The organism is Streptomyces sp. VNUA24, from assembly GCF_029167005.1.
GTDB classification, from domain to species: domain Bacteria; phylum Actinomycetota; class Actinomycetes; order Streptomycetales; family Streptomycetaceae; genus Streptomyces; species Streptomyces scabiei.
On record NZ_CP119143.1, the window covers coordinates 8,425,059 to 8,447,415 of the forward strand.

Here is a 22,357-nt window from a genome sequence, read left to right on the forward strand (position 1 = left end):
GGAGTGGCGGCTCCGGTGGGCGCCGAGTCGTCATGCGGTGCGGGGTGATGCCGCGCGGGGCCTGTCGGGGTGGGCTCGTCGGGGGCGACGGCGGGGCCCGTCTCCCGGTGGTGGCCGACGGCGTCTCGGCCGGGGCGGCCGCGCGGTCGGCCGGTGCGCCGGACACGGCCCCGCCCGGCGGCGTCCGCCCGGCCCCGGCTCCGGGGCGCCGGTGTCCGGAGCGGGGCTCGGTACGTCTCTGAGGTCCGGGGCGGTGCTCGGTACGTCTCTGAGGTCCGGGGCGGTGCTCGGTACGTCTCTGCGGTCCGGAGCGGGGCTCGGTACGTCCCTGGGGTCCGGGGCGGGGCTCGGTACGTCTCTGAAGGTCCTGCGCGGTGCTCGGTACGTCTCTGCGGTCCGGAGCGGGGCTCGATACGTCCCTGGGGTCCGGCTGTCAGTGGTACGTGGCAGGATCGGGTTCGTGGCAGAGACTGGATCGAAGAAGACCGACAGCACCCCCGGCGGCAGCCGTCCCCGGCTCATGCTCATGGACGGGCACTCGCTGGCCTACCGCGCGTTCTTCGCGCTGCCCGCGGAGAACTTCACGACGGCGACGGGCCAGCCGACCAACGCGATCTACGGCTTCGCGTCGATGCTGGCCAACACGCTGCGCGACGAGGCCCCCACCCACTTCGCGGTCGCGTTCGACGTCTCCCGCAAGACCTGGCGCTCCGAGGAGTTCACCGAGTACAAGGCGAACCGCTCGAAGACCCCGGACGAGTTCAAGGGCCAGGTCGAGCTGCTCGGCGAGCTGCTCGACGCGATGCACGCCGTCCGCTTCGCCGTGGACGGCTTCGAGGCCGACGACATCATCGCCACCCTCGCCACCCAGGCCGAGGCGGAGGGCTTCGAGGTCCTCATCGTCACCGGCGACCGCGACTCCTTCCAGCTCGTCAGCGAGCACACCACCGTGCTCTACCCGACGAAGGGCGTCTCGGAGCTGACCCGGTTCACCCCGGAGAAGGTGTACGAGAAGTACGGCCTCACCCCGGCCCAGTACCCCGACTTCGCGGCCCTGCGCGGCGACCCGTCCGACAACCTCCCCGGCATCCCCGGCGTCGGCGAGAAGACCGCCGCGAAGTGGATCAACCAGTTCGGTTCGTTCGCCGACCTCGTCGAGCGCGTCGAGGAGGTCAAGGGCAAGGCCGGGCAGAACCTCCGCGACCACCTGGAGGCCGTCAAGCTCAACCGCCGACTCACCGAGATGGTGCGCACGGTCGACCTGCCCAAGGGCGTCGCCGACCTGGAGCGCGCCCCGTACGACCGCAAGGCCGTCGCGATGGTCCTGGACACCCTGGAGATCCGCAACCCGTCGCTGCGCGAGCGCCTGCTGGCCGTCGACCCGGGCGCCGAGGAGGCCGAGGCCGGCCCGCCGGCGGCCCCGGGCGTCGAGGTGGACGGCACGGTCCTCGGCTCCGGCGAGCTGGCCCCCTGGCTCGCCGAGCACGGCACGGAGATCCTCGGTGTCGCCACGGTCGACAGCTGGGCGCTCGGCGCGGGCTCGGTCGCCGAGATCGCGCTCGCCGCGGCCGGGGGAGCGGCCGCCTGGTTCGACCCGACCGCGCTGGACGAGGCGGACGAGACCGCGTGGGCGGCCTGGCTCGCCGACCCCGCGAGGCCGAAGGTGTTCCACAACGCCAAGTCCGCGATGCGGGTCTTCGCCGAGCACGGCTGGAGCGTCGAGGGCGTCGGGATGGACACCGCCCTCGCCGCGTACCTGGTCAAGCCGGGCCGCCGCTCCTTCGACCTGGACGCGCTCACCCTGGAGTACCTGGGACGCGAGCTGGCCCCCGCCGCCACGGCCGACGGCCAGCTGGCCTTCGGCGCGGACGAGGGCGCCGAGGCCGACGCGCTGATGGTGCAGGCCCGCGCGATCCTCGACCTCGGCGCGGCCTTCGGCGAGCGCCTGGAGGAGGTCGGCGCGGCCGACCTCCTGCGGGACGTGGAGCTGCCCACCTCCGCGCTGCTGGCCCGGATGGAGCGCCACGGCATCGCGGCGGACCGGGCCCATCTGGAGGCCATGGAGCAGATGTTCGCGGGCGCCGTGCAGCAGGCGGTGAAGGAGGCGCACGCGGCGGCGGGGCACGAGTTCAACCTGGGCTCGCCCAAGCAGCTCCAGGAAGTCCTCTTCGGCGAGCTGGGCCTGCCCAAGACCAAGCGGACCAAGACGGGCTACACCACCGACGCGGACGCCCTCGCCTGGCTCGCCGGCCAGACGGACAACGAACTGCCGGTGATCATGCTCCGTCACCGTGAGCAGGCGAAGCTGCGCGTCACGGTCGAGGGCCTGATCAAGACCGTCGCCGCGGACGGCCGCATCCACACCACCTTCAACCAGACGGTCGCCGCCACGGGCCGCCTGTCGTCCGTGGACCCGAACCTCCAGAACATCCCGGTCCGCACCGACGAGGGCCGCGCCATCCGACGCGGCTTCGTCGTCGGCGAGGGCTTCGAGTCCCTGATGACGGCGGACTACAGCCAGATCGAACTGCGGGTGATGGCGCACCTCTCCGAGGACGAGGGCCTGATCGAGGCGTTCACCTCCGGCGAGGACCTGCACACCACGGCGGCCGCACAGGTCTTCGGGGTGGAGCAGTCGGCGGTGGACGCGGAGATGCGCCGCAAGATCAAGGCGATGTCGTACGGACTGGCCTACGGGCTGTCCGCGTTCGGCCTCTCCCAGCAGCTGAACATCGAGGCGGGCGAGGCGCGTGCCCTGATCGACGCGTACTTCGAACGCTTCGGCGGCGTACGGGACTATCTGCGCCGGGTCGTGGACGAGGCACGGGCGACCGGGTACACGGCGACGCTGTTCGGACGCCGACGCTATCTGCCCGACCTCAACAGCGACAACCGCCAGCGTCGCGAGGCCGCCGAGCGGATGGCGCTCAACGCGCCCATCCAGGGCACGGCCGCCGACATCGTCAAGATCGCCATGCTGAACGTCGGCCGCGCCCTGGACGAGGCCGGCCTCGCCTCCCGGATGCTCCTCCAGGTCCACGACGAAATCGTCCTGGAGATCGCCCCCGGCGAACGCGACCGCACCGAGCAGCTCCTGCGCCACGAGATGGCCAACGCGGTGCACCTGAGGGCCCCGCTGGACGTCTCGGTGGGCCACGGCCCGGACTGGGAATCAGCGGCCCACTGACACCCGTGGCCTCGGCTCGATCGGGCGGGGCTGTTCCAGTGAGGGCCCGGTACAGGGGGCGCGCAGTTCCCTGCGCCCCGGGAAGACCGGGCCCTGTGGATCTGCGGGGAGGAGGGTCCGGATCTGACAGGTGACGGGTCCGTGGATCTGTGAGGCGACGGCCCTGCGGAGCCGGGCGGTGACGGGTCCGCGGTCCTGCAAGGCGTCGGCACCAAGGGTCTGCGGGGCGTGATGGCCGAGGGGCTGGGAGGGGCCAGGGCCAAAGGTCTTCGGGGCGCTGAGGCCGACGGGCCTTCGGTGCGCCTAGGCCGACGGGTCTGCGGGGTGTGAAGACCGACGGGGCTGCGGGCCTGAAAAGCACGGGGCGCAGCCCCTGCTTTTCAGGGGCGCGGGGAACTGCGCGACCAGCCCCCACGCACCCGCACCCGACACACACGCACCCCCACCCGAATCCCCACCCGAATCCCCACCCGAATCCCCACCCGAATCCCCACCCCCGACCCCACCCCCGACCCCACCCCCGACCCCACCCCCGACTCCACTCCCGACTCCACTCCCGGCCCACCCCACGGTCACCCGACCGGCCCCCACCACCGCGCCCCCGGCGGAGCCCAACCGCAAGGATGCCCGCATGGGCATACGCACGCTCCGCCGCCGTACAGCGACAGCTGCCACCCGCCTGTCAGGGGTGCGGACCCGTCTCACCCGGGGCCCCTGGGCCCGCCCACGCGTCCGGCGGCCGCACAGCCTCTACCCCTGGCCGCTGACCCACCCCCTCGCGGCCCTCCTCGGCCACGTCCCCCCGTACGCGGCCCGGGCCGCCAGACCCCGCATCCCCAGCGGCGCCCCGGCCCGGCGCCCGGCGGTCAGCGGCGGACCGGGCTGCCCGCCTCCGCCTCCGCGTCCACCACGGACGCACCAGCGGCAGGAACCGGGCGCCGCGCCCTGACGCCCACGCCGTAGAGGACCAGGCCGACCACCAGCCCGGCGCCCGCCCCGAAGCACACGGTCGGGATCACCTCGTACGGCTTGGCGACCGACCCCCACACCGCCCACCAGCGGGCCACCCGCTGGACGGCCGCGACCAGCGCACAGCCCCCGATGACGGCGCCCGCCACCCATCGGTCCGCCGAGGACAGCACGGGCACGCCCACGGGGTCCGCCGACGGCTGCCGGCGCAGGGCGGCCACGACGAAGACGGCGATCACGACCGCCGCGACCGCGGAGCCGCCGTACTGGAGGTACCAGTAGAGCGGCGAGCCCGCGATCTCCTCCCCGAGGACGGGGAACAGCCGCATCCCCCACCGGTCGAGATGGGTGAACGCGTCCCACACGACATGGGTCAGCGAGCCGAGGACCGCGGAGACGTACCACCACAGGGCCCGCGAGGGGCTGAACCCCCGCGCCCGAGCGCCGCAGCGCACCAGCGCGGCCACCCGCCCCTGCCGCCCCCTCGGCAGCAGGGCGACCAGCGGCTCCCGCAGCACCAGCCACAGCCCCACCAGCGCCCAGGTGACGAGCACGTCCACGGTGAACACCCCGGCGAAGGAGTGCGTGACGTCGCCGAACTCCATGGCCTCCGGCAGCACGCTCGCCATGTAGTAGGTCATGTCGGGCGCGAACGAACCGGCGACGAGCACCGACGGCACCAGAGGCCCACGCCCGGTCCCGTTCCCCCGCAGGGCGGGCAGTACGGCGGCCGCGTGGCTGAGCGTGAAGGGCAAGTCGTCCCCCTGTGACGGACTCTGGCCGGACGCGCGGCCCGGCGATGACCGGTCGCCAGTATGCGTGACCTGTCCCCGCCCGTCCGAAGGGTGCCCGCGTGACAGCAAACCGATATGGCCAATAGGTGAATATCGGGCGCGAACGGGTGTCCGGGCAACGGAAGTTGTCGTAGGGTCGCCTGGGTCGTCGCCCCGGTCGAAGGGTTGGCCGCCGGAGTTCTGGAAAAGGAATGCCGGAACAGGGCAACCAAGACCGGAACTTGGGAGTCGGTGTACCTGTGCGGGAAAGCCGGTCCGTCGAAACCGGAAAAACGCCCAAGACGCCAAGAAGCGGTAATGCACGGCAGTAAGCGGAATGAACGTTGACGCGTTCGACCACCGGGGAGGGGTTCACTCAATGGCGGCGCAGTTCGGTTTGAGGCTCCGCAAGGGGGCGGCCACGACCGCCCTGGCCGCGGCCACGGTGGCGGCGCTCGCCGCCTCCCAGGCCCCGGGGGTGACCACCGACAGCTCGGGCAGACAGACCATGGGCTCGCCCTCGCCGGAGATGAGCACCCAGGCCGACGAGACCGCCACGGGCAACTCGCAGTACTACACCGACCTCCCGCCCCTGGACAGCCCCACCCCGACCACCGGACCGGGTGGCGCCCCGGATGCGGCCGGCGCCGGCGAGAGCGGGATACCGGCGACCGTCCTCGACGCCTACAAGAAGGCCGAGGCGGCCCTGCGGGAGTCCAAGCCCGGCTGCAACCTGCCCTGGCAGCTCCTCGCCGCCATCGGCAAGGTGGAGTCCGGTCAGGCCGGTGGCGGCCGTGTCGATGCCGAGGGCACCACGATCGGCAAGAAGATCCTCGGCCCTCCGCTCGACGGCAACGGCTTCGCCAAGATCAGCGACACCGACAACGGCGTGCACGACGACGACACCACGCACGACCGCGCGGTCGGCCCCATGCAGTTCATCCCGTCCACCTGGAAGTGGGCGGGCCGCGACGGCAACGCCGACGGCGTCGAGGACCCCAACAACGTCTACGACGCCGCCCTCGCCGCCGGCCACTACCTGTGCCGCTTCGACTGGGACCTGTCGAACGCCGCGAACCTGCGCAGCGCGATCCTCAGCTACAACAACTCGACGGAGTACTACAACACCGTCATGTCGTGGCTGTCGCACTACCGCAAGGGCGCCCACGAGATCCCGGACGGCACCGGCTCCCTGCCCCAGACCCCGAGCAGCCCCGGCACCGGCAACAACACCGGCGGCACCGGGAACGGCAGAGGCACCGGCGGCAACACGCCGAGCCCCAAGCCCACCCCGCCCAAGCCGGGCAAGCCGGGCAAGCCCAAGCCCGGCCAGCCGGGCGGCGGCACCACCCCGCCCCCGCCGAGCACCAACCCGCCCACCACCCCGGGCACCCCCACCGACTCGGTCCACCACCTGGAGAACGCGGGCGCGGCGACCCTGACCGCCATGGCCGGCGACACCTTCACCGGCAAGCTCGCCGCCCGCACGGAGACCAAGGCGGGCAAGGCCGTGGCGAAGGTCCGGGTCCGCTTCACCGTCGTCGGCGACACGGACACCACCTTCACCGGCGGCGAGAAGGTCGCGACCGCTCTCACCGACAGCACGGGCAAGGCCGCCGCGCCCGCGCTCGTGGCCGGCGAGAAGACCGGCGACGTCACGATCCGCGCCACCGTCGTGGGCCGCACCGTGCCGGCCCTGAACCGCACGGCCACCGTCACCGCCCGCGCGGCGGACGCCCTCGCCCGCGTCGGCACCACCGCTCTGACCTGCGTGCCGGGCGGGGAGTTCGCGGAGCAGATCGCGGTGAAGGCCACCTACCGGGGAGAGATCGCGGACAAGGTCGCCGCCCGGGCGACCCTCGTCACCTCGCTCGTCGACGCCACCGAGAACGACAAGGGCCCTTACTTCGAGGACGCGGCCGGCAAGCCGGTGCGCACCTTCGCCCTGGAGTCCGACGCGGGCGGCGTCCTCAAGCTCCCGAAGCTCTACGCGGACGACACCACCGGCACGTTCCTGCTCCGCGTCGAGACCGAGGGCGGCGCGACCCTCACCCTCGAACTGACGGTGCAGGCGGCCGCCGGAACGTCCGGGCCGACGGAGCCGACCGAGCCGACCGAGCCGGACGAGCCCGCGACGCCGAGCCCCGACGAGTCCTGACCCGCACGGCCGTCCCGCGGCCACGACGGCGGCGCCCCTCTTCCGCAGGGGCGCCGCCGTCGTTGTGTGTGCAACGTGTTCTCATCTCGCCCGGCCGTTGCTACGGTGCCGGACCTGACGAAGCATCAGTTCCCTTCCTCGTCGGGCTGATTCGTCAGGCCCTGTTCGTCAGGCCGTATTCGTCAGGCCGTACTCGTCAGGCCGTAGTCGGGAGGTCCGTATGCGCGCCCTGATCGCCGCCGCCACCGGTCTCGTCCTCGCCTTCGCCCTGGTGTTCACGGTCACGGCGCTGGGCTCACCGACGGGCGAGACCTCACCGAAGCCGTTGCTGACGACGGTCCCCGCACATCCGTAGCCGCACGTCCGTAGCCGCACGTCCGTAGCCGCACGTCCACGGCCGCACGGCCGAGGGCGGCCGCACGCCCGCAACCGCCTGGGAGGGAGGCCGAGATGCGTCGTAGGGCCGGCCTGATCCTGCTCGCGCTCGCCGTGTTCTTCACCGCTCTGTCCCCGCTGACGCGCTGGTACGCCTTCCCGCGCCTGGCCAAGATCCCGGCGAACCAGTACCAGGACATGGTCCTGGAGGCGAAGGACGCCACCCTCCTCGACTACGGCACCATGACGGCCCGCACGGTCCCGAAGGTCACCATCGTGCAGACCCTCAAGGGCAATGTGGAGGCGTCCGAGGAGATCGAGAAGCACACCGACCGGGACGTCGTCGTCTGGGACGGCCTGTCGTACGTCCAGGGCCCCGACGGCGAGATGGTCTCCCGCATCCCCGAGCGCTACATCTTCGACGCCCACACCCAGGAACCCGTGCACGCCAAGGGCGAGTCGGTCGACGGCGACCCCGTGAAACGGGAGGGCCTGGAATTCAAGTGGCCCTTCCTCACGGAGAAGAGGGACTACGAGTACTTCGACGCCCAGGCCCGGATCACCGCCCCCATCCACTACAAGGGCACCCAGGACTTCCGGGGCGTCGAGGTCTACTACTTCGAGCAGACCATCCCCTGGACCCAGGTCCCCTTCCCCCGGACCATGCCCGTGAAGGGCATCACCCGGGAGACCGTCGCCCAGACCGGCACGACCCGCTGGTACACCACGGTCCGCAAGTTCTGGGTGGAACCCGTCACCGGTGCCCCCGTCTACGGCGAGGAGATCCACAAGGAGGAACTCCGCGGCGGCACGCTCCTGGGCGACCGCGAGAAGGTGACCGCCTTCGCCGGGCACGTGAAGATGCGCGAGGACTACATCGAGCACACCGTCGACCTGGTGACGTCCCAGCGCCGGATCGTCCTCCTCATGACCTCCTACCTGCCCTGGGGCTTCCTCGGCCTCGGCATCGCCCTCCTCGCCCTCTCCCTGTGGGTCGAGGCCCGCGGCCGCCGGCCCGGCGCGGCCGCGTCCAGCAGGCCCCCGGCGTCCGCGCCGGTCAACGCCTGAGCCGCGCGTTCGTGTACCGGGTGGGCTCGGCCGTCGCCGGGTCCTCCGGCCACGGATGCCGGGGATACCGCCCGCGCAACTCTGCCCGCACCGCCCGGTACCCGTCCTTCCAGAACGACGCGAGATCGGCGGTGACGGCGGCGGGCCGCCCGGCGGGGGACAGCAGATGCACCAGCACGGGCACCCCTGCCAGCACCGGCGACTCCCGCAGTCCGAACATCTCCTGCAGCTTCACCGCCAGCACCGGCTGCTCGGGCCGCGCGTAGTCGACCCGGATCCGGGACCCGCTCGGCACCTCGATCCGCTCGGGCGCCAGCTCCTCCAGCCGTACGGCGTCCCCCGTGGCCCACGGCAGCAGCCGCTTCAGCGCCTCCCCGGCGTCGATCCGCGCCAGGTCCGCCCGCCGCCGGGCCCGCCCCAGCTCCGGCTCCAGCCACTCCTCCACGCGCGCGTGCAGAGCGGTGTCGGACACCTCGGGCCAGGGCGCGCCGAGCCGCGCGTGCAGAAACCCCAGCCGCTCCCGCAGCCGGGTACCGTCCTGCGACCACCGCAGCAGCCCGAACCCCTCGACCCGCAGCCCTTCCAGCAACGCCTCCCGTACGAGCCCGGGGGCCGGCTCCCGCAAGGGCCGCACCGCCAGCTCCACGGCCCCCAGCCGTTCCACCCGCCGGGCGACGACGTCCCCGTCCCGCCACCCGACCTCCTCGCCGCGGTCGTACAGACTCCCGGCCGCCTCCCGCGCGATCCCCTCGTCGACCGCCACACCGAGCCGCACGCGCGCGTGCCCCGCCCCCGCCGCCCGGTCGGCGACGGCCACGGCGATCCAGGGCGCCCCGCGCAGCCCGGACCCCTCGGCCACCTCGGCCCGCGTCCCGGACACCATCAGGTACGCGCCCCCGTCCTCCCGCGCCACCCGCTCGGGGAACGCCAGCGCCGCCACCACCCCCACACCCCACTCCTCACCGACACCCGCGCCGCCTCCGGCCCCCGGACCGGCCGCCGCCGCGGACCCGGCCGCCGCCGCGGTCCGCAGCCGCCGCACCTCCGCGCGCCAGCGGGCCGCGTAGGCGTCGCCCCCGCGCCGGGCGGTCCGCAGCGCCCCGCCGAGGTCGTCGCCGTACGCGCGCGGGGGCTCCTCGCTCAGGAGCGCGACGACCTCGGCGGCCCGCTCGGCCCCCACCAGCGGTGCCGCGTCCAGGAGCGCACGGGCCAGCCGGGGGTGCAGGCCGAGCCGGGACATGCGCGTGCCCCGGTCCGTGGCGTGCCCGGTGGGGGAGACCGCGCCGATCGCGGAGAGGACGTTCCCGGCCGCCGCCATCGCCCCGCCCGGCGGCGGGTCCAGCAGCGCGAGCCCAGAGGCGTCCGGATCGCCCCAGCAGGCCGCCTGGAGGGCGAACGCGGTCAGGTCGGCCACCTTGATCTCCGGGGCGGGGAAGCGCGGCAGACGACTGTCCTCGGCCTCCGCCCAGCAGCGGTAGACCGCGCCGGGAGCCTCGCGTCCGGCCCGGCCGGCCCGCTGCCGGCCCGCCGCCCGCGAGGCCCGTACCGTCGTCAGCGAGCCGATCCCGCGCGCGTGGTCGACGCGCGGCTCCCGCGCGAGCCCGGAGTCGACGACCACCCGCGCCCCGGGCACGGTCAGCGAGGACTCGGCCACCGAGGTCGCGAGGACCACCCGGCGCCCGTCCCCGCCCGCCAGCACCGCGTCCTGCACGGCCGCCGGCGCCCGCCCGTGCACCTGGAGCACCTCCACGTCACCGAGGTCCCCCAACTGCCCGGCCACCCGCGCGATCTCCCCCACCCCCGGCAGGAAACAGAGCACGTCGCCCTCCCGCTCGGCCAGCGCCCGCCGCACCACCGACGCCACATGCGTCAGAGCCGCCGGGTCCACCCGCATCCCGTGCGGCGGCCGCACCGGCCGCGACGGCGGCGCCCACACCACCTCGACCGGGTGCGAGACACCCTCCGCCGCGACCACCGGCGCCCCGCCCAGCAGCCGCGCCCAGCCCTCCGCGTCCGTCGTCGCCGACGCGGCCACCAGCCGCAGCCCGGGCCGCAGCGCCGCCCGCACGTCGAGCAGGAACGCCGCCGCCGTGTCCGCGTCCAGATGCCGCTCGTGGCACTCGTCGAGCACCACCACGTCGACGCCCGGCAGTTCCTGGTCCCGCTGCAGCCGTTGCAGCAGGACCCCGGTCGTGACGACCTCCACGCGCGCGTGGCGCCCGACGACCCGCTCGCCGCGCACGGTGTAGCCGACGCTCGCGCCGACCTCCTCGCCCAGCAGCCAGGCCATCCGCCGCGCCGCCGCCCGCGCGGCGATCCGCCGCGGCTCGGCGACGACCACCCGCCGTACCGGGCCGCCGTCCAGCAGCCCCGCCAGGGCCAGGGGCACCAGTGTCGTCTTGCCGGTGCCGGGCGGTGCGACGAGCACCGCCGTGCCGTGCCCGGCCAGGGCCTCGTGCAGCGCGGGCAGGGCGTCGCGCACGGGCAGCGCGTCCAGGGCGTCGTAACGGATCACGCCCCCAGTGTCGTACGCCCCCGGAGCACGGCCTCCCGGCCTCGTCTCAGTCCCGCTCGCACACGAAGATCGCCGACCCCGGGATCAGGTTCCCGCGCAGTGGGGACCAGCCGCCCCACTCGGAGGTGTTCCAGGCGGGCCACTCCGGCTCGACCAGGTCGACCAGTCTGAAGTCCGCCGCCACGACGTCCCTGACCCGGTCGCCGACCGTCCGGTGGTGCTCGACGTACACGGCCCGGCCGCTGTCGTCCTGTTCGACGTAGGGAGTGCGGTCGAAGTAGGAGCCGGAGACCGACAGGCCCTCGGGGCCGGGCTCGTCGGGGAACGCCCAGCGGATCGGATGGGTCACCGAGAAGACGAAGCGGCCGCCGGGGCGCAGCACACGGCGGACCTCGCGCAGCACGCGCACGGGGTCGGCGACGAAGGGCAGCGCCCCGTACGCCGAGCACGCCAGGTCGAAGGAGCCGTCCGCGAAGGGCAGATCGCCGGCGTCCGCGCACACCAGCGGGAACGACCCGCCGATGCGCAGGGCGTGCTGGAGCTGGCGGTGGGAGAGGTCCAGGGCGACCGGGCGGGCACCCTGGGCGGCCAGCCAGCGCGAGCACTGCGCGGCGCCGGCACCGATCTCCAGGACGTCCTTGCCCTTCAGGTCCTCGGGCGGCCCCAGCAGTTCCGCCTCCACCTCGTCGAGCCCCTCCGGGCCCCACACGAAGCGGTCGTCGCCCAGGAAGGTGCCGTGCTCGATCTGGTACTCGTCGGCGTTGCGGTCCCACCAGCCCCGGTTGGCCCGGGAACTCTCGGTCACGCCGGCCTCGCGCCGGGTGGCCTCCGCCTCGTCGGCCCCGGATGCGCCGGGGGCCCCGTGGACCTCGGGGGTTTCGTGGACTTCGGGCTCTTGGATGATCGGCTCCCTCGTCGTACTCTTCCGTAACCCGCGTGGCGCGACCGGCTCCGGTGGTGTCAAGGAAGGGGTCCCCCAGGCCTGCGTGGCCTCAAGGGACAGGTTTTGTGCCGGGTATGCGGCGTTCCGCCCCGGGTGTGCGCCTTCGCGCATTGACCCTGCCTGGCTGCCCCCGTATGCTACAAGTTGCGCTGCGGGCCTGCGCACCTCAGACGTAGCAGGCTGCGCTCGCATCTGTCGTATGTCCCCTCGGTTGTCGAGGCGCCACCGGATTTCCGTGGCGCTTCCTAGGCTGTCCGGCTTCTTCAGAGCGATACGGGCTCCCGGCGTAGCAGTACCTACGACTCACCGTCCGTACCGGAGCCCTTTCCCACATGACGAGCAGCACCGAGACCACCGCCACCACCCCGCAGGTAGCGGTCAACGACATCGGTAACGAGGAAGCCTTCCTCGCCGCGATCGACGAGACGATCAAGTACTTCAACGACGGCGACATCGTCGACGGCGTCATCGTGAAGGTCGACCGGGACGAGGTCCTGCTCGACATCGGTTACAAGACCGAAGGTGTCATCCCGAGCCGCGAGCTCTCGATCAAGCACGACGTCGACCCCAACGAGGTCGTCAAGGTCGGCGACGAGATCGAAGCCCTCGTTCTCCAGAAGGAGGACAAGGAAGGCCGCCTGATCCTCTCGAAGAAGCGCGCCCAGTACGAGCGCGCCTGGGGCACCATCGAGAAGATCAAGGAAGAGGACGGCATCGTCACCGGTACCGTCATCGAGGTCGTCAAGGGTGGTCTCATCCTCGACATCGGCCTCCGTGGCTTCCTGCCGGCCTCCCTCGTCGAGATGCGCCGTGTCCGCGACCTCCAGCCCTACGTGGGCAAGGAGCTCGAGGCGAAGATCATCGAGCTGGACAAGAACCGCAACAACGTGGTCCTGTCCCGCCGTGCCTGGCTGGAGCAGACCCAGTCCGAGGTCCGCCAGACGTTCCTCACGACCCTCCAGAAGGGTCAGGTCCGTTCCGGCGTCGTCTCCTCGATCGTCAACTTCGGTGCCTTCGTGGACCTGGGTGGCGTCGACGGTCTGGTCCACGTCTCCGAGCTGTCCTGGAAGCACATCGACCACCCCTCCGAGGTCGTCGAGGTCGGCCAGGAGGTCACGGTCGAGGTCCTCGACGTCGACATGGACCGCGAGCGCGTCTCCCTGTCGCTGAAGGCGACCCAGGAAGACCCGTGGCAGCAGTTCGCCCGGACCCACCAGATCGGCCAGGTCGTGCCCGGCAAGGTCACGAAGCTGGTTCCGTTCGGTGCGTTCGTCCGCGTGGACGAGGGCATCGAGGGTCTGGTCCACATCTCCGAGCTGGCCGAGCGCCACGTGGAGATCCCGGAGCAGGTCGTCCAGGTCAACGACGAGATCTTCGTCAAGGTCATCGACATCGACCTGGAGCGTCGCCGGATCTCGCTGTCCCTCAAGCAGGCCAACGAGTCCTTCGGCGCCGACCCGGCCTCGGTCGAGTTCGACCCGACCCTGTACGGCATGGCCGCGTCCTACGACGACCAGGGCAACTACATCTACCCCGAGGGCTTCGACCCCGAGACCAACGACTGGCTCGAGGGCTACGAGACCCAGCGCGAGGCTTGGGAGGGCCAGTACGCCGAGGCGCAGCAGCGCTTCGAGCAGCACCAGGCCCAGGTCATCAAGTCCCGCGAGGCCGACGCCGCTGCCGCGGCCGAGGGCGGCGACGCCGCGGGTGCGGCTCCGGCCGCGGGTGGTGGCTCGTACTCCTCCGAGGGTGCGGACACCTCCGGTGCCCTCGCCTCGGACGAGGCCCTGGCCGCGCTGCGCGAGAAGCTGGCCGGCGGCCAGAGCTGAACGCACACACGGCTGAGCACTAGCCGATAGCACTTCGGGCCCGCATCCACCAGGATGCGGGCCCGAAGTGCGTCCCCGGACAGCGCCGGCACCGGCCCCCGACTCCGCTGCCGCCTCCGCACCGGTCCTCAATCCTCCTGCCGCCTCCGGGACTTGCCGCCCGGAAGGCCCGAACTCCCGTGCCCGTGCGCGGAGTCGACGACCGGGGGCGTGAGCCGTGGCCGCCCGGCGTGCGCGGGTACGCGCGGCGGCGTGACCGTGCTCCCCGCGCGCGTCACGCACTCGTGGCGGGGCACCCCGCATGCGTGGAACCGTCGGGGGAATGCCCCGCCCCCGATCCGCGTTGTGGAGTAGGAACACGAGGAGGAGCGGTCACAGTGCTTGATCCGCAGGGTTTGTACGCATGGGAGCCGAAGGGCCTGGCCGTCGTCGACGTGGCGCTCGCCCAGGAGTCGGCGGGACTGGTCATGCTCTACCACTTCGACGGCTACATCGACGCGGGTGAGACGGGCGACCAGATCGTCGAACGGCTCCTCGGCTCGCTGCCCCACCAGGTGGTGGCGCGCTTCGACCACGACCGGCTCGTGGACTACCGGGCCCGCCGCCCGCTGCTGACGTTCAAGCGCGACCGCTGGACCGAGTACGAGGAGCCGTCCCTGGAGGTGCGGCTCGTGCAGGACGCCACCGGAGCGCCCTTCCTGCTGCTGTCCGGCCCCGAGCCGGACGTGGAGTGGGAGCGTTTCGCGGCCGCCGTCCAGCAGATCGTGGAGCGGCTCGGCGTACGCCTGTCGGTGAACTTCCACGGCATCCCCATGGGCGTGCCGCACACCCGCCCGGTCGGCCTCACCCCGCACGGCAACCGGGCCGAACTGGTCCCCGGCCACCGCAGCCCGTTCGAGGAGGCCCAGGTGCCCGGCAGCGCCGAGGCCCTCGTCGAGTACCGCCTCATGGAGGCCGGGCACGACGTGCTGGGCGTCGCCGCGCACGTCCCCCACTACATCGCCCGCTCGCCCTACCCGGACGCGGCACTCACCGTCCTGGAGGCCGTCACGGCCGCCACCGGCCTGGTGCTCCCCTCCGTCGCGCACGCCCTGCGCACGGAGGCCCACCGCACCCAGACGGAGATCGACCGGCAGATCCGGGAGGGCGACGAGGAACTGGTCGCCCTCGTCCAGGGGCTCGAGCACCAGTACGACGCCGCCGCGGGTGCCGAGACGCGGGGCAACATGCTCGCCGAGCCCGTCGACATCCCGTCCGCCGACGAGATCGGGCGCGAGTTCGAGAAGTTCCTGGCCGAGCGGGAGGGCGAGGGCTGAGCCCGCGCCTGCCCGGGGCGCCTGGGTCGGCCTCGCGCCCGGGGCGGCCTCGGCTCCGCAGGCGGCAGGGCCTAAGCTGCCGGGCATGCTGAAAGTGGGTCTCACCGGCGGTATCGGCGCCGGCAAGAGCGAGGTGTCCCGGCTGCTCGTGGAGTGCGGCGCCGTCCTGATCGACGCGGACCGCATCGCGCGCGAGGTCGTCGCACCGGGCACCCCCGGCCTCGCGGCGGTCGTCGAGACCTTCGGTGAGGACGTGCTCGCGCCGGACGGCGGCCTCGACCGGCCCAGGCTGGGTTCCCTCGTCTTCGCGGACCCGGCGAAGCTCGCCGCGCTGAACGCGATCGTGCACCCCCTGGTCGGGGCCCGCTCCCGCGAACTGGAGGAGTCCGCCGCCGGGGACTCCGTCGTCGTCCACGACGTCCCCCTGCTCGCGGAGAACGGCCTCGCCCCGCTGTACGACCTGGTCGTCGTCGTGGACGTGGCCCCCGAGACCCAGCTCGACCGCCTCCTGCGGCTGCGCGGGATGACGGAGGAGGACGCCCGCGCGCGCATGGCCGCCCAGGCGACCCGCGAGAAGCGTCTGGAGATCGCCGACATCGTCATCGACAACGACGTCCCCCTGGACGCACTCCGGCGGCGGGTGCGGGAGGTCTGGGCGGATCTCACCCGACGGGCCCACCCGGCCGGGGAACGATCCGAACACACACAGGAATAGCCGGGTCCCGGGGCGCGTTGAACCCGTCCTGCAAGGGAAGGACTCAGCCGTGCCCGAGACCAGCGGTTCCACCGGACGTACCCCGGAGACGCACGTCATCGACTTCCGCGCCGCCGAGCAGCTGCTTGCCGCGCGCGATCCGCGGGGTGCGGTCAAGCTGCTCGACCGTGTCATAGCCGAGCACCCCGAGAACACGGCGGCCCGGCTCCTGCGCGCCCGCGCGTTCTTCGCGGCCGCCCAACTGCGGCCCGCCGAACTGGAGTTCACCATCGTCCTGGAGCGCGAGCCGGACAACGCGTTCGCGCACTTCGCGCTCGCCCGCACCTACCAGCGCCAGGCCCGCGACGACGAGGCCAAGCGTCACTTCCGGCTCGCCGCGGCCCTCGACCCCAACCCGCAGTACCTGGAAGCCGCACGCTTCGACTCCTGACGACCGGGCCCGCCCGCGCGCTCCGGCGGCGCTGTCGTCTAGGGGCGGCGGCCGGGCGGCCGCGGTGGCCGCGGTGGCTCGTAGGGTGGGACGTCGCGGCCCGGCTGGTAGTGCGGGCCCTGACGGATGTGCCGCAGGACCACGGCCAGGTCGACGGTGACGATCAGCCACAGCACCCCGCAGGCGGCGGCCCAGCCGGGGCGGCCGGCCAGAGCGAAGGCGGCCGTCCCCGCGGCCGACCAGACCAGCCCCCAGACGCTCAGCCAGAACCGCATCCGCAGAGGACTGCGCGCTGTCACGGGTTCACTGCCGGTACGCATCGGATCGACGCTCCGTCCTCGTCGTCCCCTCCCTCGTCCTCCTCGGAAACGTACTCCCCGCCCCGTACGTTCTCCAGGAGACCGAGGCGGTGCGACGGGGGAGACGACGGTGTTGCTGGACGCGGTGCGGGCGGACGAGAGGCTCGCCGACTGGCTGAACGGCCTGGAGGAGGACGCGAGCCTTCCGGCGACGGAGGCCCGGGTGCCGGACGCCGACGACCTGCCGGACGTGCTGGTGGACCTCGCCGTGCCCTACGAGGACATCAACGACCTGGTCGCGCTGCGCGGCGCACTGGCCGCCGACGAGGGGGCGGCCTGGCTGCTCGGGCGGTGCGCCGACGGACTCGTGCGGGACATGGGGAGGATCGGCAAGGGCCCCAGACTCCTGCCGCTGCCCCAGGACTCCGGCCCGCTCGGCCGCTACTTCCACGTGTACGTCTTCGTCGCGGCCCTGCCGTACGTGCGCGCCTACCACCGCGAGCGCGGCATCCCCGACGACATCTCCCGGCGCACCCTCGCCGACCTCGGCCGCGGCCTGGTGCTGCACCGCCGACGGTACGGGGTGGGCGGGCTCGTCGCGCCGGGCTGGTACTCGCTGCACTTCCACGGGGAGCTGTTCCAGCTCGGCCGGCTGCAGTACCAGCGCTCCCGCGTGAGCGGACGGGAGGGCGTCGCGCTGGCGGCGGCGGGCCTGCCGCTGGGCCCCGGGGAACCCTGCGTCGACCTGCACGTCCCCGACTACGCCGGACCCCTGACCCCGGGGGCGATCGACCGTTCGCTGGCGTCCGCCCGGGAGTTCCTCGCACGGTACTTCCCCCGGGAGCGCTACACGGCGGGCTGCTGCCACTCCTGGCTCCTCGACCCGCAGCTGAAGCGGTATTTGCCCGCGGACGCCAACATCGTCCGGTTCCAGGAGCGGTTCAAGGTCTCCTGCGGCACCGGCGAACCCGAGGACGACCTGCCGGTCCGCTTCGTGTTCGGGGACCCGGAGCTGCCGGTGGAGACCCTGCCCCGCCGGACGACCCTCGAACGGGCCGTGGCCGATCATCTGCGGGCGGGCGGTCACTGGTACAGCGGACACGGCTGGTTCGCCTGGTGAGACCCGGCTGACCGGCCAGGTTCACTCCATCGGGTGAAACGTGACAGGAACGGCCCGCGTCCGCCCGCCCGTTGGACGGACATGAGGACACGCATGCGTGAAGGACACGAGGGCACCGGACCCGGCGCGATCACCCCGGACGGCTGCGCGGTCGAGCTGTACACGCGGCTGCCGGTCGGAGACGAGCCGGACGTGATCGCGGGCGTCGCGCCCGCGGGCGCGCGCATTCTCGAACTGGGCTGCGGGGTGGGCCGGATGACCCACCCCCTGATCGAGCGGGGGTTCACCGTCACGGCCGTCGACGAGTCGGCGCAGATGCTGGAGCGGGTGCGCGGGGCCCGCACGATATGCGGCCCCATCGAGGGACTGGACCTGGGCGAGAGGTTCGACGTGGTGCTGCTCGCGTCGTTCCTCGTCCACACCGGGGACCCGGAGGTGCGGCGCGGGATGCTCGCGGCCTGTCTGCGGCATGTCGAGGACGACGGTTTCGTGCTGATCCAGCGCGAGGGGGAGGACTACCACACGAACGTGCCGAGGGAGCGGGTCGATCCCCGGGGCTTCACCGTCCGCGTGGTCTCGGCCGAACCGGTCGGGGACGGGGTCGACTCGGTGTTCGTGGAGTACCTCTTCCCGGACGGTGAGTGGACCCAGACGTTCCGGGCGCGGGCGCTGACCGAGGAGCAGTTCGAGGAGGCGCTGGCGGAGGCGGGACTGCGCGTCGAGCGGTATCCGACGCGGGACCGGACGTGGGCGAAGGCGGTGCCGGCCGTGCCCGCGGGGTGAGGCGGGCGCGGGGCCCGGCGTGAATCTCCCGCGGGCGGCGATGAGTTCGGGGCAGAGGCCCGGTCTACCTCTGCGACAGCACCCCGAACCGCTTCCCCCAGGAGATCCCATGTCCGAGACCACCGCTCCCGCCGCCGGCACCACAGGCCCCGCTCCCGCCGCCGGCACCACAGGCCCCGCTCCCGCCGCCGGCACCACAGGCCCCGCACCCGCCGCCGGCACTCACGGCACCGCACGCGGCAGGGCCGCACGCGTCTCGCTGCGCGCACTGCAGATCGCGCTCGCGCTGTTCTACGCGGGTGCGAGCGCGCTGCCGAAACTGATCGCCCACCCGTCGGCCGTCGAGTCCTTCGACACGCTCGGCTGGGGCAGCGCGGGCATGTACACCATCGGCGCGCTGGAACTGGCCGGTGCCATCGGGCTGTTGCTCCCCACGCTGGCCTCGGTCGCGGCGGTGTCGCTGGCCGCGCTGATGGTGGGCGCGTTCATCGCACAGATCACCGCCTTCGACGGGGAGTACGCGGCGACCCCGCTCATCCTGATGATCCCGCTCGCCCTGATCGCCTGGACGCGCCGCCAGGACGTGGCGGGGCCGGCGCAGTGGCTGCGCCGGCCGAGCCGGGACGTGTGAGAGGCGCGGCCCCGGTGGATCCGGGCGGTCTACGTCGGGCGGCGGTGACGGTCGGCGTTCGCGGCCTCGGCCAGACCCCGGAGGCGTTCGAGGTCACGGCGGTCGCGCTTGGTGGGGCGGCCGGTTCCCCGGTCGCGCAGGCCCGCCGGGGCGACGGCCTCGCGGGGCGGGGGAGGCGGGGAGTTGTCGACGTAGCACTCGGCGGCGACGGGTGCCCCGACCCGCTTGCGGATCAGACGCCGCACGACGACGATCCGCTCGTGCCCGTCTGCCTGGCGCAGCCGCACCTCGTCGCCGACCCGCAGCGCGTGGGCGGGCTTGACGCGTTCGCCGTTGACACGGACGTGCCCGCCGCGGCAGGCGGTGGCGCCCGTCGAGCGGGTCTTGACCAGGCGGACCGACCAGATCCAGCTGTCCACGCGCACGGTCTCGCCGCTCGCCGGACCGGCGGCCCTGGCGGCCTCGGCCGCCGAGGACGCCGCCCCCGGCCGGTGAACGCCCTCGCCCGCGGTGTCCGGACCGCTCGTCCGCTCCTCCGTACCTTCAGAAGCCATGCCCCGACCTTAGCCCCCGGCCGGCCGTGCGGGGCGGGCGATCACCGGACGTACGGTGGGGACATGGGCGGCGGCAGCGGTGACGACGACGGCAACGGCGACGGTGGCGGAGGGGCGGCCTGGCTGGCCGCACTGGACGCGCGGATCGCCGGGTGCCGGGCCTGCCCCCGGCTGGTGCAGTGGCGGGAGGAGGTCGCGCGCACCAAGCGGGCCGCGTTCGCCGACCAGGAGTACTGGGGGCGGCCGGTGCCGGGCTTCGGACCGCCGGACGCCGCGCTGCTGATCGTGGGACTCGCGCCCGCCGCGCACGGGGCGAACCGGACGGGCCGGATGTTCACCGGCGACCGCTCGGGCGACGTGCTGTACGCGGCCCTGCACGACGTGGGGCTCGCCTCGCGCGGCACGGCGGTCGGCGCGGACGACGGCCTGGAGCTGTACGGCGTGCGGATCACCTCGCCCGTGCACTGCGCGCCGCCCGCGAACAAGCCGACGCCCGAGGAACGGAACACGTGCAGGCCCTGGCTGGTCCGGGAGCTGGAGCTGCTGCGGCCGACGCTGCGGGCCGTGGTCGTGCTCGGGGCGTTCGGCTGGCAGGCCACGCTGCCCGCGCTCGCCGAGGCCGGCTGGGACGTCCCCCGGCCGCGACCGGTCTTCGGGCACGGCACCCACGTACCGCTCGACGGCCTCGACCTGTACGGCTGCTTCCACGTCAGCCAGCGCAACACCTTCACCGGCCGGCTGACCCCGGCGATGCTGCGCGAGGTCCTGCGGACGGCGGCACGGTCCGCGGGGCCGGCCGTCACCCCGTAGCGGCGGTGTCCGGGGGCCGGGAAAACCGGCTGCCGACCGCGCCCCGGGCCGTCTAGAGTCGCGCGATGCCCCTGTACCCCGAGATCGAACCGTACGACCACGGCCTGCTCGACGTCGGCGACGGCAACCGCGTGTACTGGGAGGTCTGCGGGAATCCGCGCGGCAGGCCGGCGGTCGTGCTGCACGGCGGTCCGGGGTCCCGGGCCAACGCCTGGTTCCCGCGTCTGTTCGACCCCGAGGCGTACCGGATCGTGCTGCTGGACCAGCGCGGCTGCGGGCGCTCGACGCCGCCCGCGAGCGCGTACGAAACCGACATGAGCGTCAACACGACGGAGCGCCTGATCGCCGATCTGGAGCTGCTGCGGCGGCACCTGGGGATCGGGCGATGGCTGGTGTGGGGCGTGTCGTGGGGGTCGGCGCTCGGCCTGCGGTACGCGCAGACGCATCCGGGGTCCGTGACGGAGCTGGTACTGACGGGGGTCACCTCGGCCTCCGACGCGGAAGTCGCCCTGCTGACCCGGGGACTCGGACAGTACTTCCCGGAGGCGTTCGAACGATTCCTCGCCGAACTGCCCGAGGACGACCGGGACGGGAACCTCGCGGCCGCCTACAACCGGCTGATCGAGTCGCCCGACGAGGCGGTGCGGGCCCGGGCCGCACGGGCCTGGACCGACTGGGAGACGGCCATCGCCGCGCAGCCGCCCCGCTCCGTACCCCGCTACGAGGACCCCGTCTTCCGCTACGCGTTCGCCCGCACCGTCACCCACTACTGGGGCAACGGCCACTTCCTCGACGGCAGCGGAGCCGGTGTGGTGCTGCGGGACGCGCCGCTGCTCACGGGCATCCCGGGCACCCTCGTCCAGGGCAGCCTGGACCCCGGCAACCTGCTCGGTATCGTCTGGCGCCTCCACCACGCCTGGCCGGACAGTGAGCTGATCCTCGTCGACGACGTGGGGCACGACGCGGGCGCCCCGGACCTGGCCGAGGCGCTGGTGGCGGCGACGGACCGGTACGCCAGGGGCTGATCCGGCGGGGCCGAGCCGTCGGGGGTCACGGACCGCCGAGCGCGTTCCCTGTTCGGCCCGCGCGGCCCGTGGTTCCCGTGGCCTCCTCGCCCTACGCGCCGAGGCCGCTCTCCCCGGTGCCGTCGTCGTCCGTGCCGTCCTCGCCGAACAGATGCCGCACCGTCGACCGGTAGTTGGTCCGCACATGGGTGAGGGCGTGCGCGCGGGCCCGGGCGGGGTCGCCCGAGGCGATGGCGTCGTACAGTTCGCGGTGCTCGGTGAGCAGCTGCGGCCACTCGGTGTTCTGCCTGGTCAGCCAGCGCAGCCGGCCGTCGACCGGCTCCATGACGGAGATGAGCAGACTGTTGCCGGCCATGGCGAGGACGCGGTCGTGGAAGCGGGTGTTGATGTCGGTGATGGTCTCGGCGTCGTCGGCGCGGGTCGCCTCCGCCGCCCGGTCCAGCAGCGCCGCCAGCTCCGCCAGGGACTCCGCGGTGGCGCGGGAGGCGGCGAGCCCGGCGGCGTACACCTCCAGCGCCTCGCGCAGTTCGAACAGCTCGGCCACGTCCGCCCGGGTCAGCCGGCGCACGACCGTACGGCGCGGGGTCTCGAAGTGGACGAAGCCCTCGGCGACCAGCGCGCGGATCGCCTCACGGACCGGGACGCGCGAGACCCCGAAGCGTTCGGCCAGCTCGCGCTCGACGAGCCGGTCGCCCGGACGCAGGCGTCCGGCGATGATGTCCTGCCGCAGCGTGCCCAGCACACGTTCACGCACCGCGCCCAGGGGTTCGATCTTCGCTCCTTCCGGAGCCAGGGAGCTCATGGGGCAATCTTCGCCGACTCCGGAGGGCTTTTACCGACCGTTAACAACAACGACA

Annotated in this window: 19 protein-coding genes; 13 read left to right on the top strand and 6 right to left on the bottom strand. The window is 73.3% G+C overall.

The genetic code is table 11. The features are described 5' to 3' along the window. Positions 1–460 precede the first annotated feature (460 nt). Entirely contained in the window at positions 461–3,187 is a 2,727-nt protein-coding gene (gene polA, locus PYR72_RS36115; protein WP_275459197.1) for a DNA polymerase I, read from the top strand. Between the two features lie 866 nt (positions 3,188–4,053). Here polA and PYR72_RS36120 read toward each other — a convergent pair. Next, complete coding sequence (locus PYR72_RS36120) at positions 4,054–4,911, bottom strand: DUF4184 family protein (RefSeq protein ID WP_275459198.1); 858 nt, start codon at positions 4,909–4,911, stop codon at positions 4,054–4,056. 397 nt (positions 4,912–5,308) lie between these two features. Here PYR72_RS36120 and PYR72_RS36125 point away from each other — a divergent pair, with 397 nt between their 5' ends. The 3 genes from PYR72_RS36125 (at position 5,309) to PYR72_RS36135 (ending at position 8,530) form a co-directional block, all read left to right on the top strand. Continuing rightward, on the top strand, positions 5,309–7,087 hold the full coding sequence (locus tag PYR72_RS36125) for a lytic transglycosylase domain-containing protein (protein ID WP_275459199.1): 1,779 nt from the start codon (positions 5,309–5,311) through the stop codon (positions 7,085–7,087). A 220-nt stretch (positions 7,088–7,307) separates the two neighbouring features. Further along, the gene (locus tag PYR72_RS36130; protein WP_275459200.1) at positions 7,308–7,442 is read left to right on the top strand and encodes an SPW_0924 family protein; all 135 of its coding nucleotides are present in this window, start codon (positions 7,308–7,310) and stop codon (positions 7,440–7,442) included. Between the two features lie 95 nt (positions 7,443–7,537). Further along, positions 7,538–8,530 (top strand): DUF3068 domain-containing protein, encoded by a 993-nt coding sequence (locus PYR72_RS36135; protein ID WP_275459201.1) that lies wholly within the window; start codon positions 7,538–7,540, stop codon positions 8,528–8,530. Here the strand turns inward: PYR72_RS36135 and hrpB are convergent. Together hrpB and PYR72_RS36145 are read right to left on the bottom strand one after the other, a co-directional pair. Further along, a complete protein-coding gene (gene hrpB / locus PYR72_RS36140; RefSeq protein ID WP_275459202.1) occupies positions 8,520–11,045 on the bottom strand; it encodes an ATP-dependent helicase HrpB in 2,526 nt (841 codons plus the stop codon). The two genes, PYR72_RS36135 and hrpB, sit on opposite strands and share 11 nt — an antisense overlap. 46 nt (positions 11,046–11,091) lie before the next feature. Further along, complete coding sequence (locus PYR72_RS36145; RefSeq protein ID WP_275459203.1) at positions 11,092–12,009, bottom strand: class I SAM-dependent methyltransferase; 918 nt, start codon at positions 12,007–12,009, stop codon at positions 11,092–11,094. A gap of 311 nt (positions 12,010–12,320) precedes the next feature. Between PYR72_RS36145 and rpsA the strand changes: the two genes are divergently transcribed. The 4 genes from rpsA (at position 12,321) to PYR72_RS36165 (ending at position 16,278) form a co-directional block, all read left to right on the top strand. Continuing rightward, positions 12,321–13,817 (top strand): 30S ribosomal protein S1, encoded by a 1,497-nt coding sequence (gene rpsA / locus PYR72_RS36150; protein ID WP_045555221.1) that lies wholly within the window; start codon positions 12,321–12,323, stop codon positions 13,815–13,817. Positions 13,818–14,194: 377 nt separating this feature from the next. Continuing rightward, on the top strand, positions 14,195–15,133 hold the full coding sequence (locus tag PYR72_RS36155) for a PAC2 family protein (protein ID WP_013004452.1): 939 nt from the start codon (positions 14,195–14,197) through the stop codon (positions 15,131–15,133). A gap of 85 nt (positions 15,134–15,218) precedes the next feature. Beyond that, positions 15,219–15,848 (top strand): dephospho-CoA kinase, encoded by a 630-nt coding sequence (gene coaE / locus PYR72_RS36160; protein WP_275459204.1) that lies wholly within the window; start codon positions 15,219–15,221, stop codon positions 15,846–15,848. A 49-nt stretch (positions 15,849–15,897) separates the two neighbouring features. Continuing rightward, positions 15,898–16,278 carry a tetratricopeptide repeat protein gene (locus PYR72_RS36165; RefSeq protein ID WP_275459205.1) on the top strand — a complete coding sequence of 127 codons (381 nt, stop codon included), beginning with the start codon at positions 15,898–15,900 and terminating at the stop codon, positions 16,276–16,278. A gap of 38 nt (positions 16,279–16,316) precedes the next feature. Here PYR72_RS36165 and PYR72_RS36170 read toward each other — a convergent pair whose 3' ends face one another. Then, positions 16,317–16,598, bottom strand: a complete 282-nt coding sequence (locus PYR72_RS36170) for a DUF6343 family protein (RefSeq protein WP_275459206.1) — start codon at positions 16,596–16,598, stop codon at positions 16,317–16,319. Between the two features lie 109 nt (positions 16,599–16,707). On the opposite strand from PYR72_RS36170, the gene PYR72_RS36175 reads away from it, so the two are divergent. From PYR72_RS36175 to PYR72_RS36185, 3 genes are all read left to right on the top strand, one after another. Next, positions 16,708–17,697 carry an acyltransferase domain-containing protein gene (locus PYR72_RS36175; protein ID WP_275459207.1) on the top strand — a complete coding sequence of 330 codons (990 nt, stop codon included), beginning with the start codon at positions 16,708–16,710 and terminating at the stop codon, positions 17,695–17,697. Positions 17,698–17,790: 93 nt separating this feature from the next. After that, on the top strand, positions 17,791–18,480 hold the full coding sequence (locus tag PYR72_RS36180) for a class I SAM-dependent methyltransferase (RefSeq protein WP_275459208.1): 690 nt from the start codon (positions 17,791–17,793) through the stop codon (positions 18,478–18,480). A 109-nt stretch (positions 18,481–18,589) separates the two neighbouring features. Next, positions 18,590–19,111 carry a DoxX family protein gene (locus PYR72_RS36185; protein ID WP_275459209.1) on the top strand — a complete coding sequence of 174 codons (522 nt, stop codon included), beginning with the start codon at positions 18,590–18,592 and terminating at the stop codon, positions 19,109–19,111. 29 nt (positions 19,112–19,140) lie between these two features. On the opposite strand, the gene PYR72_RS36190 is transcribed toward PYR72_RS36185, so the two are convergent. Beyond that, complete coding sequence (locus PYR72_RS36190; RefSeq protein ID WP_275459210.1) at positions 19,141–19,665, bottom strand: RNA-binding S4 domain-containing protein; 525 nt, start codon at positions 19,663–19,665, stop codon at positions 19,141–19,143. A 63-nt stretch (positions 19,666–19,728) separates the two neighbouring features. On the opposite strand from PYR72_RS36190, the gene PYR72_RS36195 reads away from it, so the two are divergent. Continuing rightward, positions 19,729–20,475, top strand: a complete 747-nt coding sequence (locus tag PYR72_RS36195; RefSeq protein ID WP_275459211.1) for a uracil-DNA glycosylase — start codon at positions 19,729–19,731, stop codon at positions 20,473–20,475. A 65-nt stretch (positions 20,476–20,540) separates the two neighbouring features. Then, positions 20,541–21,500 carry a prolyl aminopeptidase gene (pip, locus tag PYR72_RS36200; RefSeq protein WP_275459212.1) on the top strand — a complete coding sequence of 320 codons (960 nt, stop codon included), beginning with the start codon at positions 20,541–20,543 and terminating at the stop codon, positions 21,498–21,500. 91 nt (positions 21,501–21,591) lie between these two features. Here the strand turns inward: pip and PYR72_RS36205 are convergent, their stop codons facing one another. Next, the gene (locus tag PYR72_RS36205; RefSeq protein ID WP_275459213.1) at positions 21,592–22,302 is read right to left on the bottom strand and encodes a GntR family transcriptional regulator; all 711 of its coding nucleotides are present in this window, start codon (positions 22,300–22,302) and stop codon (positions 21,592–21,594) included. Positions 22,303–22,357 lie beyond the last annotated feature (55 nt).

Coding starts and splice junctions, on each gene's coding strand:
- PYR72_RS36125 (WP_275459199.1), top strand. CDS start 5,309: ATGGCGGCGCAGTTCGGTTTGAGGCTCCGCAAGGGGGCGGCCACGACC.
- PYR72_RS36130 (WP_275459200.1), top strand. CDS start 7,308: ATGCGCGCCCTGATCGCCGCCGCCACCGGTCTCGTCCTCGCCTTCGCC.
- PYR72_RS36135 (WP_275459201.1), top strand. CDS start 7,538: ATGCGTCGTAGGGCCGGCCTGATCCTGCTCGCGCTCGCCGTGTTCTTC.
- rpsA (WP_045555221.1), top strand. CDS start 12,321: ATGACGAGCAGCACCGAGACCACCGCCACCACCCCGCAGGTAGCGGTC.
- coaE (WP_275459204.1), top strand. CDS start 15,219: ATGCTGAAAGTGGGTCTCACCGGCGGTATCGGCGCCGGCAAGAGCGAG.
- PYR72_RS36170 (WP_275459206.1), bottom strand. CDS start 16,598: ATGCGTACCGGCAGTGAACCCGTGACAGCGCGCAGTCCTCTGCGGATG.
- PYR72_RS36180 (WP_275459208.1), top strand. CDS start 17,791: ATGCGTGAAGGACACGAGGGCACCGGACCCGGCGCGATCACCCCGGAC.
- PYR72_RS36185 (WP_275459209.1), top strand. CDS start 18,590: ATGTCCGAGACCACCGCTCCCGCCGCCGGCACCACAGGCCCCGCTCCC.
- PYR72_RS36190 (WP_275459210.1), bottom strand. CDS start 19,665: ATGGCTTCTGAAGGTACGGAGGAGCGGACGAGCGGTCCGGACACCGCG.
- PYR72_RS36195 (WP_275459211.1), top strand. CDS start 19,729: ATGGGCGGCGGCAGCGGTGACGACGACGGCAACGGCGACGGTGGCGGA.
- pip (WP_275459212.1), top strand. CDS start 20,541: ATGCCCCTGTACCCCGAGATCGAACCGTACGACCACGGCCTGCTCGAC.
- PYR72_RS36205 (WP_275459213.1), bottom strand. CDS start 22,302: ATGAGCTCCCTGGCTCCGGAAGGAGCGAAGATCGAACCCCTGGGCGCG.